Source organism: Streptomyces sp. PsTaAH-124, from assembly GCF_000373685.1.
Classification (GTDB): domain Bacteria; phylum Actinomycetota; class Actinomycetes; order Streptomycetales; family Streptomycetaceae; genus Streptomyces; species Streptomyces andamanensis.
This window is the reverse complement of sequence record NZ_KB892162.1, coordinates 182,586-199,605: the sequence shown is the minus strand read 5'-3', so window position 1 is coordinate 199,605 and position 17,020 is coordinate 182,586. Positions and strand designations below refer to the sequence as shown.

The following is a 17,020-nucleotide window of genomic DNA, read 5'->3' as shown; positions in this document are numbered from 1 at the left end:
GGACCGCGGGCCCACGAGCCGGTGCTCGGGGCCCGCGGTCCCGCGCGGGCGACACGTGCGCACGCGCCCTCGCCCTCGCCCGCGCGTACGCGGTCACGGGAACGGGTGCGGATGCGGGTTGACCTCCTCGGGGCGGAGCGGCGCGGTGGTGTGGCCGAGGGTGTGCGGGGCGGTCAGCACGCGGTCCAGACCGCTGATCCGGCGCAGATGATGGCCGAAGGTCATCGGCAGCAGGCCCGGGACGAGCGCCTTGACACAGGAGAGACCGGCCTCGGCGTGCACCGGGGTGGTCTGATCGACGACGATCGCCTCCAGGCCGGACGCGGCGAAACGGCCCACCAACTCGTCCAGATCCGCGCGCAGATCGGCATGGCGCGGCCAGGCGTGGCGCTCGGTCAGCTCCCGCAGACCGGTGCGCTCCCGTGGCGGCCCGCCGCCCGGACCGAGCAGGAAGTCCAGGCGGCGGGCCGCCACCGGATCGCAGTACAGCAGCGCGTGATCGTCCATCAGCCGCACCTGCTCGGGGTCGTCGCGCATCCGGGCGGCGTCCGCCGCACGCTGCGGATAGACCATCCGGTACGCCTCGACGGCGGTGACCAGCTCGTGCAGCGCGCCGAAGACACCGCGTTCGGGATCGAGCCCCGAACCCCCGGCGCACAGCACGCCCGGACGCGGCACCCCCGGACCGGATCCGGCGTCCGGCCGGGTGTCGACGGCGGCGGCCCAGAAACTGGGGATGCCCTCCGCGCCGGTCACGTCGAACACCTCGACGCGATAGCCGGTGCTCTCGCGGATCCGGTCGGCGAGCAGACCGATCCGCCGGTCGCGCGCGGAGCACAGATCGAGCGCGGGCGCCGGCAGCCGGGCGTACCAGGTGAGCAGGAAGGCGTCGCGCTCGGCGAGTTCCAGCAGACCGTACAGGGCGGCCTCCTCCACACAGCCGCCGAGCGCGCAGCCGTTGGAGATCTCGGAGACGAACGGCCGGACGTCCCCCGGGCTGTGCCGTCCCAGCCGGTAGTAGGCCAGGTGCTCGGGGACCAGGACCGGGCGCTCCCGGGTGAGCGAGTAGCCCCAGACCCAGGGCAGGACGAGATCGGCGTGGTACGGCTGGAAGGGGAAGCCCGGCTCCCGGTAGCGGTGCGGTTCGTGGGCGCCGGTGGTCGCCGGGTCCAGGACGCCGCCGGGGTGCAGGGCGGCCAGTTCGCGGTGGCTGCCGCGCACCACGGTGCGCCGTCCCCCCGGACGGCCACCGCCCAGCCGCTCCAGCGCCTCGGCGACCGCGGTGACCCTGGCGGTACGGAAGTCGAGGGCGCGGCCGTACCCGCCGTCGACCGACTCGGGCGGGCCGACCTTGGCCTCGGCGAACGGCAGCGTGTGCAGGCCGCGGGCGCGCAGCCCCTTGAGGACGCCGGTCTCGTCGTCGGCGTAGCGGGCCTCCAGCTCCGTCCGCTCGGCACGCAGGTCCCGTACCCGCAGGACCGCCGGGTCCGGTTTGGGCCGGGGGACGCGCGGGATCACGGCACCGGCGGCGCAGTCGTCGGGCAGGCCGCCGCAGTGCGCGCAGTGCGGATCGGGCCGGAAGGCGTGGCGGCTGATCCCCAGATCGGCGAGGCGGAGCATGGTGACGGCGGGAGCGGCGTCGTCCGCTGCGGTGAGCCGGTGCAGGGCGAGGGTCGCGGCGAGATCGGCGGCCGACGGGGTGAGCAGCGGGGACACCATGCCGGTCAGCCGGCTGCCGTGAGCGGCTTCCAGGGCCGCAGCCTCGGCCGCGTCGGCCCGCGCCCCGGCGCGCCGGGCCGCGAGGCACCGATGGCAGCCGGGGACACCGGGCCGGACCAGCGGCCCGACGACCACGCGGTCCAGCTCGGCGACGACGAGCAGGAAGGGCGCTTCTCCGACATCCTGACCGGAAAGCAGTGCTGACAAGGCGTCAGGTGTGTCGGCGGAGAAGATCCTGATGCCCGACCCGTCTGCCGGGGACGCGGTCGTCAGCCGTCGGGCCAGGGCACCGCCGACGAGGCCCCCGTCGTGGTGCAGCCGCGCGGCGACGGGCAGCAGGGTCTCAGTCATCGCAGCGCACCGCTTTCAGCAGGTGGGGCAGGACCTCGGTGGCCGCCGGGTCGTGGTCCAGCGGAACGATCAGCGCGCCGCGCGTGGGGCCGCGCAGATCGCTCAGCGCCGCCGCCAGCGCCTCGTCGAACGTGGCGCCCGCGCCGAGTCCGCGCGGTACGCGCGGCGCCTGAGCGGACACGGAGGCCGCCGGGACCAGGCGGGCCGTGCCCAGCTCCGGGGACCAGGCCCACAGCGCGGGCCCCTCGGGAGTGTCGACGAACCGCCTCGGATCGAGGGCGAGTTGAGCGTAGTGGAGCAGGGCGCGTCGCGCGGTGCGCAGCCGTGCGGCGGTGAAGTCGCGGCCGGTGGCGTGGACCCGGTGCCCGGCCCGGCCGGTGTGCGGATCGCGCACCAGGGCGCTGGACGCGTGCCGGGGGAACTGCGGAAGCCCGCCCTCGTCCAGCTCCGCGAGCAGCCCGGCCCGTGGGTCGATGCAGTCCGCGGCACGCCGGGAGAACTCGTCGTCGCCGACCGTGGGGCCGCCGCGCAGGGCCGCGATCCGGGCGAGGAACGTCTCGGCGGACTCCGGTGCGGCGGGGAGCGCGGCCGGATGGGGCCGGTAGCGGTGCCGGGTGGTGGTCAGCGCGGCGGCGTCCAGCCGTACGAGGGGTTCGGGCGCGGCCGGGTCCAGGACGGCCTGCCGGAACCGGTGCGCCAGCAGCACGGCGGCCGCCTCCGCACCCGGGGCGGGGCGGGGGACAGGAGTACGGGGCTCCGCGGTGCGGTCGGCGGCCCGGGTGCCGTGGACCCGCAGCCAGGCACCCGCCCAGCCGCCCGCGGCACGCTCCGCGCCCGGGGCGAGGCTCGGGCCCAGCCACCAGGCGGCGGCATCGCGGACGGCGGCGGCGAACCACAGGCCGTGTCTGCGGCAGTCCTCGTCGAGCCGGGCGACGGACGGCGTGTCGGCATCGGCCGTGAGCAGCACCAGCGCGTCGTGGCCGCCCGCCGCCACCGCTGTCCGGGCCGCGTCGAGGTCCTCGACCGCCGTGGTGGTGTGCAGGCCGGTCAGCCGCAGCGCGTCCGCCTGGGCGCGGGTGTGCTCCGGGTCGCCGAGGAGCAGCACCCGCATCCTCGCGTGGGCGGCGGCGCGCGGGTCGGGCCCGGCGGCGGACCGCTCGTCGAGCAGACCGTGCGCGTCGAGGAGCCGCAGGACGCGCAGGACCACCGTGCGGCGGTTCTCGTCGAGACCGCCGACGAGCTGGTCGACCGTACGGGTGCCGTCGAGGAACGGTGCGAGCCGGTCCAGCCAGGCGGCGATGCCCGGCGCGGCGATCAGATCGGTGCCGCGGCTGGAGCGCACGTGCACGGTGCCGCTGCCGCTCGGGGTGAGGAAGACGTCGGGACGCAGAAGGGGAACGGAGTCGGAGGCGAGCACGGTGTCCTCGGCTGGAGAAGGGGGGAACGGTCGGCTGATGCGCTGAGGGCAGTCCCGGTCACCCGGTGGCAGGAGGCGGAACATCCGGGCTGAAGAGCAGGTGATGGGAGGGCGTGCCCGCGCCGCGTTCCGGCCCGAGCAGCGCGGCCAGCAGCGTCGTACGGTCCGGGGGTGTGCGCAGGGCGGCGTCGGCGGCCCCGGTGTCGGTGTCGCAGCGCAGCCCGGCACCCAGTCCGGCACGGGCCGCCGCCAGGCCGATGCGCTGGCCGAGGACACCCGCCCGCAGATTGAGCATCCGGTACCAGCGGTCCCCGTACACCGGGTAGCCCGCCTCGTAGCTGCCGGTCACCACCACCGCGCAGGCGGCTTCGAAAGCGGCCAGCTCGCCCGGACCGCCCGTCGGGAACAGCTCCCGCGCGCTGACGCCGTCGGCGACCGGCACCAGCCGCCCGGTGCGCGGATCGCGGCGGTGGCAGCCGGGCGCGAGCCCGGTGACGCGGTGGGCCACCACGTAGAGGTCGCAGTCGGCGGGCGGGGTGTGGTCCAGTGCCACCGGGCGGGCCGCCCGGTCCAGAACGCCGAGCACCTGGGCCAGCGGGACCGGGGCTGGCTCGTAACCGGACCTGGCCGTACGGCGGTTCGGCAACGCGGCGCCGGACGCCACGGGGCCCGGCCGCCCGGCGGTGACGACGGCGTGGACGCGTTCCGTCTCCGCGTCCAGGCCGAGCAGCCGCCCCACGTGCTCCTGCGCGAACAGCGCGTGCGCCGTCGGCGCGGCACCGGCCGACTCCAGCAGGGTGAGTGCCTGCCCGGCCAGCACACCCGTGTCGAGCGCCTGGAGGCGGTGGCCGAACGGTCCGTAGCGGGCCAGATTCGCCCCCAGCCGGCTGCTGATCAGCAGCAGCACCTCCGGCGGCGCCGCCGGAGGCGGGCTCAGCGCACCGGCGAGGTCGGCGCGCAGGTCGGTCTCGGAGAGCAGTTCGAGGGCGTGCGCCGCCGGCAGGTAGTGGCAGAGACCGGAGGAGGTCGCCACATACACCTCGCCCGGATAGGTGCCGCCACCGGACGGCACCGGCCGTCCGGCGCGTACGCGGCCGTCCGTCCAGTCGGCGCGGGTGACGCCGTTCAGCAGCGCGAGGAGGGCGCCCAGGTGTTCCAGGTCCCGCGGGTCGGGGGCGAGGTCCGGGTCCGGGGACGGCGAAGGGCGGTCCGCCGCGGGGGCGGGCGGGAAGGCCGGTGGATACGGCAGCGGGAGGACGCGCGCCCCCGGATGGTGCTTGGGCGGGGTGCTGCCCGCCGCCGGGTCGATGGCGGGCAGCACACTGCCGTACCGGGCGTGGTAGCGGCGTGCCGCGGCACCGCCGGTCTCGTCGGACGGGGGACGGGTGCCGGAACCGGCAGCCGGTGCGGGGGCCGTCATCCGCGGGTCCGCGCGGGTACGGCGACGGCTCGCGGGGCACCGCCACCGCTCTCGTCGGTCTCCTCGCTCTCCTTGGCCTCCTCGGTCTCCTTGGCCTTCTCGGTCTCGGGGCCGCGCGCGGTGCCGGTGTTCTCGGCGGTGGCCAGGACGAGTTGGAGGGCGCTGACCCCGTAGACCTCCTCCACGGCGTCGGCCGCCAGATGGCAGAGCAGATAGCGGCTCAGTCCCGGAAGGCCGAGCCGGGAGAGGTGGAGATAGGTGTAGTTGAGCATGAGGCGGTACCTCAGGAAGCGCGGATCGCGGTACATCATCCGCTTGTACGTCGCGCTGCCGCTGATCGCCCGGTGCAGCGGACTGGCGGAGAGCAGACCGCCGATGCCGTTCTCCTCGTCGTCCGGTATCTCCGCCTCGGGGATCTCACCGGCCTCGTACAGCGCGGTCCAGCGGCTGCCCAGCGGGTCGATCGCGGCCACCCAGCGGTGCAGCGTCGCCGCGCCGCCCGGCTCGGCGAGGGCAGCGGCACCGGACGTACCGGACGCGGGCACATCGGTCGAGGGCAGGCCGGGGCCGGGCGGGACGGGTCCGGTGGGGACGGGTCCGGGCGGGACGGGGTCGAAGGCCGCGACCACGGCACGCACCTGCGCGGTGAGCACCGCGCGGTTGGCCGCGTAGCGCTGCTCGAAGCCCTGCCGCGCCCGCGGACCGGCCGTGCTCAGGTACCCCTCGGCGTGCGAGCGGAAGGAGACGAACCCGCGCCGGATCGAGGGGTCCTGCGGATGCCGGCACAGCGTGTGCGCGGTGGCGAGCATCAGGCGCAGGGCCAGTGTCTCGCGCGGCAGACCGGCGGCGACGGCCTCCAGGTGCTCGAACAGCAGGTCGTTGGTGCGCTCGTAGAACAGGGCGAGTTCGTCGGCGCCCACCGGGCACCCGAGCACATCGATCCGGCGGTCGTGCGCCTCCCAGGTGATGGAGTTGTCCGGGGAGAAGGGAGTCAGCGGGCCGGTCTCCCGTTCGGCCTCGGCCAGGCGGCGGTGCAGCGGCAGCAGCGCGTCCTCGTCGGGCGCGGGCGCCGTGGACGGGTGCGCCCGCAGATGGCCGCCGATCAGTTCGCGTACGGCGGGCTCCACCACCTCGGCGAAGACGGCGGGTGTGGCCCGGACCACCAGGCGCAGATGCGGCCCGCGACGCCAGTGCCGCAGCACATGGGCCGCGGCGCCGTGAGCGGCGCACCGCTCGATGACCGGCCGAACGGCCCGCAGGATCAGCTGGTCGGTGTCGTCGCCGAAGTACGCGACATGAGCCGCGCGCCACTGGGGTTCGGCCGTCGGCGGGTTGCCTGCCATGGGGGAGTGCCTCCTTCGTGGTTCTCGGTCGGCCGGGGCCTCCCGGCGGGGGGCCGCGGTCATGCGGGACCGGTGCTGCCGGTGAGTTCCGCAACGGCGAGCCGGGCCAGGCCGCGCAGGGTCGCCTCCTGGTCGAGGCGTACGCCCAGGCGGTTGCAGGCCAGGTGGGTCAGGTGCCCGGCGAGCCGGGCGGGATCGGCGGCCTCCCGCTGGGCGCGGCGGCAGCCGGTGAGCCAGCGGGCCACCGGGTCGGCGTCGGCCCGCTCGTGTGCCACGGCGGCCTGTTCCGGGGCCGCCGCGTGCGCCGCCCGTGCCGCGCGGGCGACGCCGAGCAGTGCGTCGCGTCGGCCCCGGTACTGAGCCGCCACCGCCGGATCCGGCCGCCGCGCGGGCGCGGCGGTGCGCGGGTCCAGGGTGCCGGTCAGCAGGGCGAAGCAGTACGCCATCCGCTGGGCCGTGCTCCGGCGGGCGGCCACGGCGGCGGTGGCCAGCTCACTGCACACGCCGAAGGACTCCTCGGCCGCACGCAACGCCGTGCCCCGGCCGTACTTGGCGTGTTCGGGGCGGTAGGGGAGGAACGCCAGGCTGTCGTTGCACGCCAGGGTTCCGGGTTCGCTCTCTGGTTCATGCGCGGACAACTCCGCTGCGAGCAACTGATATTGACGCTCAGTCATAGATGATGAGGCGGGCAGGACTTGGAAGAACGCCTCGGTATGAGCGGTCAGCACGGCGCGCACCTCGGGTTCGGCGGCCGGTTCGGTGAGGCGTACCCGCAGGCGCAGATGAGGGCCGCCCTGCCAGTGGCGGAGGAAGAAGAGCAGGTCGATCAGACCGCATCGGCGCAGTTCGCCGGAGACCTCGTGGACCAGGTCGCGTATCACCAGGTCCAGCGGGTGGGCGGTGAACACGTGAGCGCTCACCCATCGGTCCGTCGACCCGGAGCCGTCTGCGCCGTCGGCGGTAGGGGTCAGCATGATTCCGACCGCCCCTGTTGCGCCGGGACCGCCGTGCCGGGCAGCTCGATCAGGAATTCGGCGGCGTGACGGCGGCCGTCCCGGTGGGCGGGCGCGTCGTGGAGGTCGGGCAGGGCCTCGGTCAGGAGCAGCGGCCGGTCCGTGGCCGCCGCCCGCTCGAAGACACGCAGCAGATGGGGATGGGAGAAGTCGAGGTAGACCGGCTTGCGGTCCTTGTCGTGCAGCGCGGGGCCCGCGAAACCCCCGGCGGGGCGCGGGGTGAGCACGCGCAGGAAGCAGCGCCGGGGCAGGCCGAGGGCGGCGCGCCAGGCGTGTACCCGGACCAGGTGGGCGGCGTCCTGCTCCCCGGCGGCGCGTACGGGCGCCTGTCCCCGGCCGACGAACCAGGTCGCGCGGCGCAGCACCACGCTTCCGAGCGCGAGCCGGGGCATTTTCGTCCAGCCAGTCCCGGGCCCCGTCCCCGCGCCGGGGCGGGGCGGAGCGGCGGCCGGGTCCGGCGGGAGGAACTGCCAGAGCTGGGGCCAGTCCGACCAGAAGGTGTACGAGGCCGGGCCGAAGACCTCCACCAGCAGCCGGGCCGGCAGCGGAAGCAGCGGGGTGGCGAGCAGGCCCAGGTGCAGTGGTCGTACGACGCGGCCGGTGGGGCGGTGGGTGAGGCGCAGGTGCCCGGTGTGCCGGTCGTGCGCGACGTCCAGGTCGGCGGGTCGGATCAGCCGGCCGGGGGGCCGGTGCGAGGTGGAGCCGTCGAGGTCGATCGTGTACCGGGTGGCGGGGGCGCGCTGGTTGAGGGCACTGCCGAAGGCGGCGTCGAACTCGGCGTACAGGATGCCGCTCTGTTCGCTCTCGGGTGCTGTGAGGGTGGTGGCCGGGTCCGGGTGTGTGCGCGGTGCGCCGAGGAGGCGGGCGGTCCGGGTGCGGCCGGTGCCGTGGCCGCCGGTGACCGTGTTGAGCACCAGCGCGGGACCGGTGCCTGCGTCCGTGTCCGTGCTCGTGTCCGGGCGTGCGTGTGTGTCTGTGTCTGTGTCTCTGCCGGGGAGTGTCTGGACGTAGCAGGTGTGGCGGTCGCCGGAGGTGTGCGGGTCGGGCCAGGCGGCGCACAGCTCGCGGACGGCTCGTGGGTCGAGCCGGACCGTGCCGTCGGGGCCGGGCGTGGTACCGGAGATCAGACGGCGCAGTTCGTCCTGCCGTCGCGTGTCCCGCGCGGTGGCGAACACTGAATCCGGTGCGTCCGGGGTGTTCGGCTCGGCTCGGTCCCAGTGGGCGCCGAAGTCCTTGAGGAAGGTGGACAACGGCCGTACGAAGCCCGGCCCGTAGGCGCTCGCGGCGCGCTGTCCCAGCGCCTCCCGCCGGGGCGCGAGGGTGTCGAAGGGGGCGAGCAGGGCGGGCACCAGGGCGAGATCCGCGAGAGCGGTCCGCCAGGCGGCCGGGTCGAGGACAGCGGCGGTACCGGTGACGACGGTGTTGTGGAAGTACGGTGTGCCGCGCTCCGGTCGCCCGGCCGGACCGAGCAGTCCGAGCCGGTGGGCCGCGTCCGTGGTGCGGGTGTGCACGGTGGCGGCGATACGTCCGTGGGATCCGGGCTCGGCGGCGCGGGCGGCGTCCGCTGCGTCGCGGACCGCGCACAGATCGGCGAGCAGGAGCCTGACGCGGTCGGCCGCCTGCGGGGCGGACGGCTGTGTGTCGGTGGGCTGTGCGCCGGTCGGTTGTGTGGCGGCCGGTGCGGGCAGCCGCTTGCCGAGCCAGTCACAGAGCGAGGCCGCGTCCAGTTCCTGGTCCGGGAGGCCGAGGCGTACTTCCAGCAGCCCCAGCCGGACGAGCTGTGCGACGACGGCGTCTGCGGCGTCGGCGGTGGCCGCCCCGGGCCGGGCAGTGGTGCCACCGGTCGGCCCGGGTGCGCCGAGCAGGGCGCGCAGCCGCCGGGGATTTCCGCCCTCGGGGACCGCCGCCAGGATCGCCTCCAGCGCCGGTGTGGCGGGCAGCGAGCGTACGGCACCGGACGGGCCCGGCACGGTGAACAGCCACTCCTCGTCCCCGCCCGGGGAACGTACCCGGGTGGCCCACGGGTTGACCCGCAGTTCCACGGCCTCCTCCAGCTCGGGCAGCAGCGCGAGGGCGGCGGCGATCCGGGACAGCGGCAGCAGACCGGCTTCGGCCACCTCGGTCCGGACGGTGCTCTCCAGGCGTACCGCGGCGCCCGCGTCCGCCGCCCAGCGGCCGAACCCGCTCGCGGCGAAGGTGGTGAGCGGGCTGGGCTTGGCCATCGCGCGGGCCGCGTACTTGGCCAGCCGGACGGCCGCCCCGTCCAGTGGCCGCCGTCCGGCTCGGGCGCGTTCGCGCCAGCGCAGCACGTCCGCGTACAGATCGGCGCTGGCATACCCGAGACCGGCGGCGAACGCCCGGTCCTCGACGAGCTCCGCCAGGGCCGCCGCGGCGGAACGGGTCTCGGCGGGGAGGAGACGCTCCAGCTCGGCGAAGAGTTCGCCCCGGGTGCCCAGCAGGGCGGTGTGCCGGTGCAGGCCCTCGGCGAGGGCGGTGCCGAGGACGTGCGCTGGGGCCGCCCTGTCCAGCAGCGCGGCGATACGGGCGCCTTGATGGACGGCTCGGCGCAGCCCCACCAGCCGGGCCTTGAACGGGCGCGCGGCCTCCGTACCGATCACCCCGTGCAGTTCTTCGCCGAGGCGCGCCGCGTCGAGGGCGAGCCGCTGGTCCAACGAGGCGATCCGCACGGCGAGTTCGGTGCTGTGCGGGATACGGGAGGCGTCCAGCGCGGTGGCGGGCAGACCGGCGACGCGTACGCCGAAGGGGGCGGAGAGGACGTCGGCGGAGGATGCGGAGCACGGACCGGGGGCGGGGCAGGTGGCCGTGGGGGCGGGGCGGACGGGTGGAGTCCCGGTGCTCATCAGAAGACCACCGGGACCCGGAAGGAGGCGCCGGGCCGCGCCGTGCCGAGGGCCACCTGGAAGAGGACCGTCTCCTCGTCCGGGGACAGGCCCAGCAGATGTGCGGCGCGGGCGGCGTCGTAGCCGTTGTGCACCCGGGCGGAGAGCCCGTTCCGGGCGGCGACGACACAGATCCGGTGGGCCACCGCCCCCGCGGTCAGATGCAGCCTGCGGAACGCGTCCGCGCCGTACTTCGCCACCGCCTCGCCGCGCCGGACGGCGATGTAGGCCGTGCAGGCGGTGGCGCGGAAGTTGACCGACACCCGGCCCTCGGTCTGCCCGATCTGCTCCAGCAGCGGAAGCGGGTCGCCGTCCTGGACCCGGCGGGTCTGTCCGCCGTCGTGCACAAGGTGCCCCGGCCCGGTGCCGGTGACCCGGCTGACCAGCAGATGGCAGGAGAAGTCGTCGAACGGCGCGTCGGCGAGGGCGGCGCCGAGCTCGGTGAGCAACCGCGCCGGGGCGGCCACCGGGGCCGGGTCGAAGATCGCGGCACCGGAGTGGCGGGCCCGCAGCACCGAGGCCAGGTCGGGCGGCAGCCAGGGCGGACCGCCGGCCCTCAGGGAGGCCGGATCGGCAACGGTGGACGGTTCGGGGCCCAACTCCACGTATCCCATGGGGTGTTCACCGGCCTCCGGCAGCCAGTTCGCGCACAGCCCGAGCAGGGTCCCCAGGTCCGCGCCGGGCCGGGCGGGCAGGCCGAGTGCGGCGGCCACCAGGTGCGCCGCGCCCAGCAGCATCCCCGCTTCCTGGGCGCACAGGCGCGGCGCGTAGTCGCCGTAGAGGCGCGCGGTGCGGGCGAAGCGGCTGGTGATCACGAGGAACGCGGGCGGGCCCGGGGCGAACGGCCGACGGGCCGCGGAGGAGACGCCGAGGCCGACGAGCTGATGACGAAGCGGATCGAAGCGGTACGCCGCCTGGGTGGTGACCAGGGTCAGTTCGCTCGGGTAGCGGCAGCGGGCGGAGGCCACCGCACGGTGCAGTGGACGGCCGCCCGGGGTCGGATCGTGCTGGAGCAGACCGTAGGAGTAGTGCAGCAGCGCGGCGAGGACGGCAGGATCGGCGAGGTCGGCCGGGGAACCGGGGGAGGGCGGGAGCCGCAGCGGTGGCGGCGCCAGCGGCAGGGGGGGACCGGCGGGAAGCGGGTCCTGGCCGGGGTCGGTCGTGCCCGGGACCGGGGCACCGGCGGCGAGCGTGTCCGGGATGGCGCGGCGGGAGTAGACCGCCTCGGACCAGAGGTCCATGGGGAACGGGCCGTCGGGCACCGTCACCTCGGCCGGGCGCGCAGCGCTCGCTGTGCCGGTCACGCCGCGTCCGCGCCGACGAGGCGGCCGGTGCGCAGGTCCAGTGCCACCGGCTCGGCGACCGGTGAGGGGCGGCCGTCGACGTCCGGGCCGTCCAGCCCTGCCGTCCGGTACAGCAGGTGCAGGCAGAGCTGGTCGGCGGCGAGTGCGGCGACCGGGCCGCCGAGGTAGGAACTCGGCTTCCGTGTCCGTGCGTTGCCCCCGGTGCTTGCGGTCGTCTCCCGTGCGGATCCGCCGCTGTCGGACGAGTCGCCGGGGGGCGGTGACTCCGACGCACCGCGGGGCTCGCTCACGGCGCTGATCACGATGTGGTCCCCTCGGCCCACCGCCTGCCCGTACCGGACCCCGGCGCGTTCCGCGAGGGTGTGGGCCCGCGCCATGGAATCGGGGGTGAACACATCGGAACCGAGCAGTAACACGCCGGTGTCGGGAGGGAGTCGGTCGAGAGGGCCGTCCAGTTCCTCGTATCGGAAGGAATGGTCCTCCTCGCGCAGCAGCGCGACGCAGTCCCGCAGCCGGGCCGTGCCGTCGTCCGCGGCCTCGTCGATGTGCAGGCGTATGTGTGCCACACCCGAGGCGATCAGGGCGAGAACGAGGGCGCCCGCCAGCCGTCCCGCACCGACCACCACGGGGGCGCAGTCGCGGTACCGCTCGAAGCGGTGCTCGGGCGAGTCGGCGCGCGCCGCGACGAAGTCGATCAGCGAGGCGTGCCGTGCGCGGACCTCCGGACTCAGTCGGTGCGGCAGATCCCGCGCGGCGTCCCGTGCGAAACCCTCCCTGACCAGCAGGTCCACCAGTGTGCGGACATGCCGGGCGGCCTGCGGCGCGAGGCCGGCGGTGAGCTGGTCCAGACTGCTCCGGCCGTCCAGGAACGGGCGCAGCCGCTCCAGCCAGGGATACATGCCCGGCAGCGCGAAGGCGGCGGTGTGCCGGGGCCCGCTGATCACCACGCCTCGGTCGGAGGGCAGCAGATGTGTGTCGGGAAGCAGTCTCGGCCTCATCGCCACCTCCATCGGGACGCCGCTGCGGGAAGGTGCTTCCGCGGGCGAGCAGCCGCCGACGGAAGCCGTGATGCGTGGCCTCTCGGCGGCCGACACTAACCGATTCAAATGGTCTAGTCCATCCCCTTCACAAGGGAGGACCGCCACGCTAATGTCCCAACTCGTTGTCGCCAACACGTTGTTGACGGCATGTCAAATCGGGAAGGAGGGTTCTGATGAACGAGTTCAGCAATGGCACGCCCTCGCTCGCTGACGCGGTCGCCGACCTCGCGCTGGACCTCGACCTCGGCTCGCTGGCCGAGGACGAGCACAGCCAGTCGCTGACGGCGGGCCACGGCATGACCGAGGTGAGCGCGTCCTTCTGCTGTGCCCCGCCGCCGAACTGCTGCAATTGCAGCTGTTCCTGAGCCGGCCGGCGGCGTGTGCCGGGCGGGGCGCCCCGCCCGGCACACGCCGCCACGGCGCACCCTGGAAGGATGCGCCGTGCGTACGGTGCGACCGTGCGGATACCGGGCGCCGTCAGGCACTCAGCACTGAGGCCGCCGCCCGTGGTTCGCCCGGTGCTTGCGGCGGGCCTTCTTCTTCCGGCGACGCTTCGAGGACATGCAGACCTCCTGATGAGGCACGCGCGGGTGTTCCCCGGCCCATGCTTCCACAGCTCCCGGCGGTCCGCGATTCATGGAACGGGCCCAGCGTCCGGCCGACCGGGGAACGGTTGCCTCGGCAGTACGACCACGGGAAGGTACCGGCGACCACGGTGGACGCCTGGGGCCGGGCCCTCTGGCTGATCCGCCCCGACGTGGAGGTCCGCACGAGCCGGTACGGCCGGACTTCCCCCGACCGCGCACCGGCTCGCACGACGCGATTCCGGTCATCAGCAGTGGCTCCGCAGTCCGGGGGCATCCCCTGCGCGGCATCACCCTGCGGGTGGCCCACCTGGACCGAGGCCCGTGCCGATGGCCGGACGCGGCTGCGGAGGACCCCTGTGGTCACTGCTCGTCAAGCCGCTGGCGACGGGGTGCCAAAGACGCGGGCCGCGGTGTACTGCCACAGTCGGGACCGGGCCGAGGGGATCCCGGGATCCTGGAACCGGAGGCACGGAAGCGACCTGGTGCAGGTCCGGCTTGCCGTGACCGGGGTGAGGCCCGTCAGAGCACACCCGACTTGGGGGGAACATGCGTTCACCGATCTCATGGCGCGGCAGGACTGTCCGGGCCGTAGGAATGACGGTCTTCGCGGCAGGTGCAGCCATGATGGCCGCCGGGCCCGCCAGCGCGTCCGACGTCGACTGGCAGATCCTGACGAGCGACTCCGGCCGGCCGGGAGGCATCGCCCAGTGGTCGGGACCGGACACCTTCCGGGTCTGCGACAACCAGGCCGACGGTCTGCGGGCCTGGGGCAGGGCGACCTGGGGAAGCGGCTCCTCCACGACGCTCCAGGACGCGAACGGCGCGGGCACCTGCACCACGGGCCACACCAATTCCCTGAAGGCAGGGGTGCCCCTCACCATGGAGATCTGCCTGCGCGACGGCCCGACCGGACCACTGCGGTACTGCGTGACCAAGACCGGCAAGGCCTGACGACACCGGGTGCCGGACGCCCGGGGGCCCGCCGCGGTGACCGCGGCGGGCCGCTGCGGTGCCACCTGCGGACGACCGCCCGACCGCATACCGCGCGCCGCCCCTCACGAGTACCGTGTCCGCCGAACCCTCCGCGCGGCCAGCGCCGCTCGCAGGGGGCGGCCGTGGCGGCATCGGATGCGGCGACCTCGGCTCGGAATCTCGCGAAGTCCCGTTCTGCGTAAGCCTCGTCGACATTCTCTCGATGCGCTCGTCGCCCTCAGGCGAGCGTCACCTCCACCGGCAGCCGCTTGACGCCGTTGACGAAGTTGGAGCGGACCCGGGGGACGTCGCCGGTCAGGTGGATGCCCGACAGGCGGGGGATCAGTTCCTCGAACAGGATGCGGATCTCGGTGCGGGCGAGCAGATTGCCCAGGCACAGATGGGGGCTGCCCTTGCCGAAGGTGACGTGGTCGTTGTCGCGGCGGGTGACGTCGAAGCCGTACGGGTCGGGGAAGACCTCCTCGTCGCGGTTGCCGGAGGCGAACCACATGACGACCTTGTCGCCCTCCTTGATGTGCCGGCCGCCGAGTTCGACGTCGCGGGTGGCGGTGCGGCGGAAGTGGTAGACGGGGGAGGCCCAGCGCAGGAACTCCTCGACCGCGCCGGAGATCAGGGAGGGGTCCTCCTGGAGGCGGGCCAGTTGCTCCGGGTGCTGGAGGAGGGCCAGCATCGCGTGGGTGATGGTGTGCCGGGTCGTCTCGTTCCCGGCGACGACCAGCAGCAGGAAGTAGTTGTCGAAGTCCCGCGGGGAGAGCGGCACCCCGTCGCGCGGGGTCTCGTTGACGAGCCGGGAGACCAGGTCCGTGCCGGAGCCGCCGCGCCGCCGCCGGGCCAGTTCGCGCCCGTAGGCGAACACCTCCAGCGAGGCGGGGGAGCGGAAGGGCAGATCGCGGTACCGCTCGCTCTCCGCGCTGTGCAGGAGCACGTCGGCGTAGTCCGGGTCGGTGTTGCCGATGATGCGGTTGCCCCAGTCGATGAGCCGCTGGTTGTCCTCGGGCGGCACGTCCAGGAGGCGGGCGAGGACGTTGATCGGGAAGTCGGCGGAGACCTCCTTCACGAAGTCGAAGGAGCCCTTGGCCAGGGCCGCGTCCAGGGTGGTGGCGGTCAGGCCGCGCAGGAAGTCGGCGTAGCTGTTGATGACGCCCGCGCCGAACTGCCGCTGGAGCAGGCGGCGCAGCGCGCGGTGGCGGACTCCGTCCAGTTCCAGGAGGGAGGCGCGCCGGGCGATCTGGTCGTCGTCGACCTCCTCCAGATTGACGAACCGCGTGGAGGTGAACGTCTCGGCGTCGCGGTCGACGCGGGCGATGTCGGCGTGCCGGGTCACCGCCCAGAAGCCGGAGTTGGGGGACTCCTCGGGCTGCCAGTGGACGGGGTCCTCGTGGCGCAGGGTGTGGAACATGCGCCAGGGGGTCACGCCGTCGGTGAAGTTGTCGAGGTCGGCGAGGTCGACGTCGGCCAGGGGCAGCGGCTCGCGGACGGCCTCGGACACGAGCGGGGCTGTCGGGGTCATGGGGTGGGCCTCCTCGGGGTCACAGGTGGTAGGCGTACTCGGTGAACTCCCAGTCGGTGACGTGCCGTTGGAAGCGTGCGACCTCGTCGCGCTTGTAGGTGAGGTAGGAGGCGGTGAAGTCCTTGCCGAGCAGGTCGGTCAGTGCCGTGTCCGCCTCCAGCGCGTCCAGGGCGGCGGGCAGGCTGCCGGGCAGCACGGTGGACCGGGCGGAGTCGTAGCCGTAGCCCTCCAGCGGGGCCGGCGGCTCCTCGCCCGCCAGGACGCCCAGCAGCGCCGCAGCGAGGGTTCCCGCGATCAGCAGATAGGGGTTGGCGCCCGCGTCGCCCAGGCGCAGTTCGAAACGGGTCGCCGCGCCGCGCTCGGGCGGGATCCGGACCATGGCGCTGCGGTTGTCCAGACCCCAGTCGATCAGCCAGGGCGCGAGGGTGTCGGGGCCGAAGCGCTTGTAGGAGTTGACGGTGGGGTTGGCGAGCGCGGCGAGCGCGGGCGCGTGGGCGAGGACCCCGGCCACGGCGTGGCGGGCGGTCGCGGAGAGGCCGTACGGCGCCGCCGGGTCGGCGAAGGCGCTGATGCCGTCCTCGTCCACACAGGACAGGTGGAGATGGAACCCGGAACCTCCCGCGGAGTTGAAGGGTTTGGCCATGAAGGTGGCCAGCCGGCCTTCCTTGCGGGCGAGTTCCTTGACGGCCGTCTTGAAGCGGAAGGCGCGGTCGGCGGCCTCCAGGGCATCGGAGTGGGTCAGGTTGATCTCGAACTGGGAGCCGTCGTACTCGTGGTTGCCGCCGCTGACGCCGATGCCGAGATCACGCAGCATCCGCAGCGTGCGCAGCAGGTGGTTGTCGCGGTCTGCGCGCAGCCCCGCGGTGTAGACGACGCCCTGGGCCTCGCTGTAGCGGCGCCAGCCGGACGCCGTCTCCGGGGCGGCGTCGCACAGGAAGTACTCCAGCTCGGGGCCCACCACCGGGCGCAGCCCGTGCTCGGCGCACCGCTCGACGACGGCGCGCAGCAGGTCGCGGGGGGACTCGGGCGCGGGCAGTCGGGTGGCCGGGTCGGTGACGTCGCCCAGGCAGGTGGCGACCCCGGGTTCCCAGGGCAGGGCGGTGAGGGTGTCGAGGTCCGGGTGGACGCAGATGTCGGGCAGTCCGGCGTCGAGGCCGCCGGGGACGGGGACCGTGTCGCCCTGGGGGCTGGTGTGGTAGACGGCGCGGCAGAAGGCGAGGCCGTGGTCGCAGGCGGCGGGCAGGTGGTCGAGCAGGACGTCCCGGGCCCGTTCGGTGCCGATGAGGTCGGGATAGGTCACCCGGACCACGTCGATGCCCTCGGCGGCCAGGCGTTCCAGGTGCCGGCGGACGGACGGTGCGTCGGATGCGCTCACCGGTGTCTCCTCTGGAGAAGGGGGGCGCCTGTGACGGCTCGGGCGCCG

General features: G+C 74.5%; 12 protein-coding genes. 2 read left to right on the top strand and 10 right to left on the bottom strand.

Annotated features, from left to right (window positions below):
* Positions 1-93: 93 nt before the first annotated feature.
* The 8 genes from B086_RS39635 to B086_RS0109220 are packed head-to-tail and all read right to left on the bottom strand — an operon-like array spanning position 94 to position 12,465.
* On the bottom strand, positions 94-2,070 hold the full coding sequence (locus B086_RS39635) for a TOMM precursor leader peptide-binding protein (RefSeq protein ID WP_018566133.1): 1,977 nt from the start codon (positions 2,068-2,070) through the stop codon (positions 94-96).
* Positions 2,063-3,487: a hypothetical protein gene (locus B086_RS0109250; protein WP_018566132.1), complete on the bottom strand. Its 1,425-nt coding sequence runs from the start codon at positions 3,485-3,487 to the stop codon at positions 2,063-2,065. The genes B086_RS39635 and B086_RS0109250 overlap by 8 nt, the downstream gene beginning before the upstream one ends.
* 58 nt (positions 3,488-3,545) lie before the next feature.
* The gene (locus B086_RS0109245; RefSeq protein WP_018566131.1) at positions 3,546-4,907 is read right to left on the bottom strand and encodes a nitroreductase family protein; all 1,362 of its coding nucleotides are present in this window, start codon (positions 4,905-4,907) and stop codon (positions 3,546-3,548) included.
* A complete protein-coding gene (locus B086_RS0109240; protein ID WP_018566130.1) occupies positions 4,904-6,250 on the bottom strand; it encodes a lantibiotic dehydratase C-terminal domain-containing protein in 1,347 nt (448 codons plus the stop codon). Before B086_RS0109240 ends, B086_RS0109245 begins: the two co-directional genes overlap by 4 nt.
* A gap of 59 nt (positions 6,251-6,309) precedes the next feature.
* Positions 6,310-7,170: a lantibiotic dehydratase C-terminal domain-containing protein gene (locus tag B086_RS41910; RefSeq protein WP_158690379.1), complete on the bottom strand. Its 861-nt coding sequence runs from the start codon at positions 7,168-7,170 to the stop codon at positions 6,310-6,312.
* A gap of 47 nt (positions 7,171-7,217) precedes the next feature.
* Positions 7,218-10,124 carry a lantibiotic dehydratase gene (locus tag B086_RS0109230; protein ID WP_018566128.1) on the bottom strand — a complete coding sequence of 969 codons (2,907 nt, stop codon included), beginning with the start codon at positions 10,122-10,124 and terminating at the stop codon, positions 7,218-7,220.
* The gene (locus B086_RS0109225; protein WP_018566127.1) at positions 10,124-11,467 is read right to left on the bottom strand and encodes a nitroreductase family protein; all 1,344 of its coding nucleotides are present in this window, start codon (positions 11,465-11,467) and stop codon (positions 10,124-10,126) included. Before B086_RS0109225 ends, B086_RS0109230 begins: the two co-directional genes overlap by 1 nt.
* Positions 11,464-12,465 (bottom strand): hypothetical protein, encoded by a 1,002-nt coding sequence (locus B086_RS0109220; protein ID WP_158690378.1) that lies wholly within the window; start codon positions 12,463-12,465, stop codon positions 11,464-11,466. The genes B086_RS0109225 and B086_RS0109220 overlap by 4 nt, the downstream gene beginning before the upstream one ends.
* 215 nt (positions 12,466-12,680) lie before the next feature.
* Here B086_RS0109220 and B086_RS0109215 point away from each other — a divergent pair, with 215 nt between their 5' ends.
* Together B086_RS0109215 and B086_RS0109210 are read left to right on the top strand one after the other, a co-directional pair.
* Positions 12,681-12,872 carry a thiomuracin/GE37468 family thiazolyl RiPP peptide gene (locus B086_RS0109215; protein WP_018566125.1) on the top strand — a complete coding sequence of 64 codons (192 nt, stop codon included), beginning with the start codon at positions 12,681-12,683 and terminating at the stop codon, positions 12,870-12,872.
* A gap of 843 nt (positions 12,873-13,715) precedes the next feature.
* The gene (locus tag B086_RS0109210) at positions 13,716-14,045 is read left to right on the top strand and encodes a hypothetical protein (protein WP_018566124.1); all 330 of its coding nucleotides are present in this window, start codon (positions 13,716-13,718) and stop codon (positions 14,043-14,045) included.
* A 259-nt stretch (positions 14,046-14,304) separates the two neighbouring features.
* Here B086_RS0109210 and B086_RS0109205 read toward each other — a convergent pair whose 3' ends face one another.
* Together B086_RS0109205 and B086_RS0109200 are read right to left on the bottom strand one after the other, a co-directional pair.
* Positions 14,305-15,597 carry a cytochrome P450 gene (locus tag B086_RS0109205; RefSeq protein ID WP_018566123.1) on the bottom strand — a complete coding sequence of 431 codons (1,293 nt, stop codon included), beginning with the start codon at positions 15,595-15,597 and terminating at the stop codon, positions 14,305-14,307.
* Positions 15,598-15,616: 19 nt separating this feature from the next.
* The gene (locus B086_RS0109200) at positions 15,617-16,972 is read right to left on the bottom strand and encodes a glutamine synthetase family protein (RefSeq protein ID WP_018566122.1); all 1,356 of its coding nucleotides are present in this window, start codon (positions 16,970-16,972) and stop codon (positions 15,617-15,619) included.
* Positions 16,973-17,020: the final 48 nt, after the last annotated feature.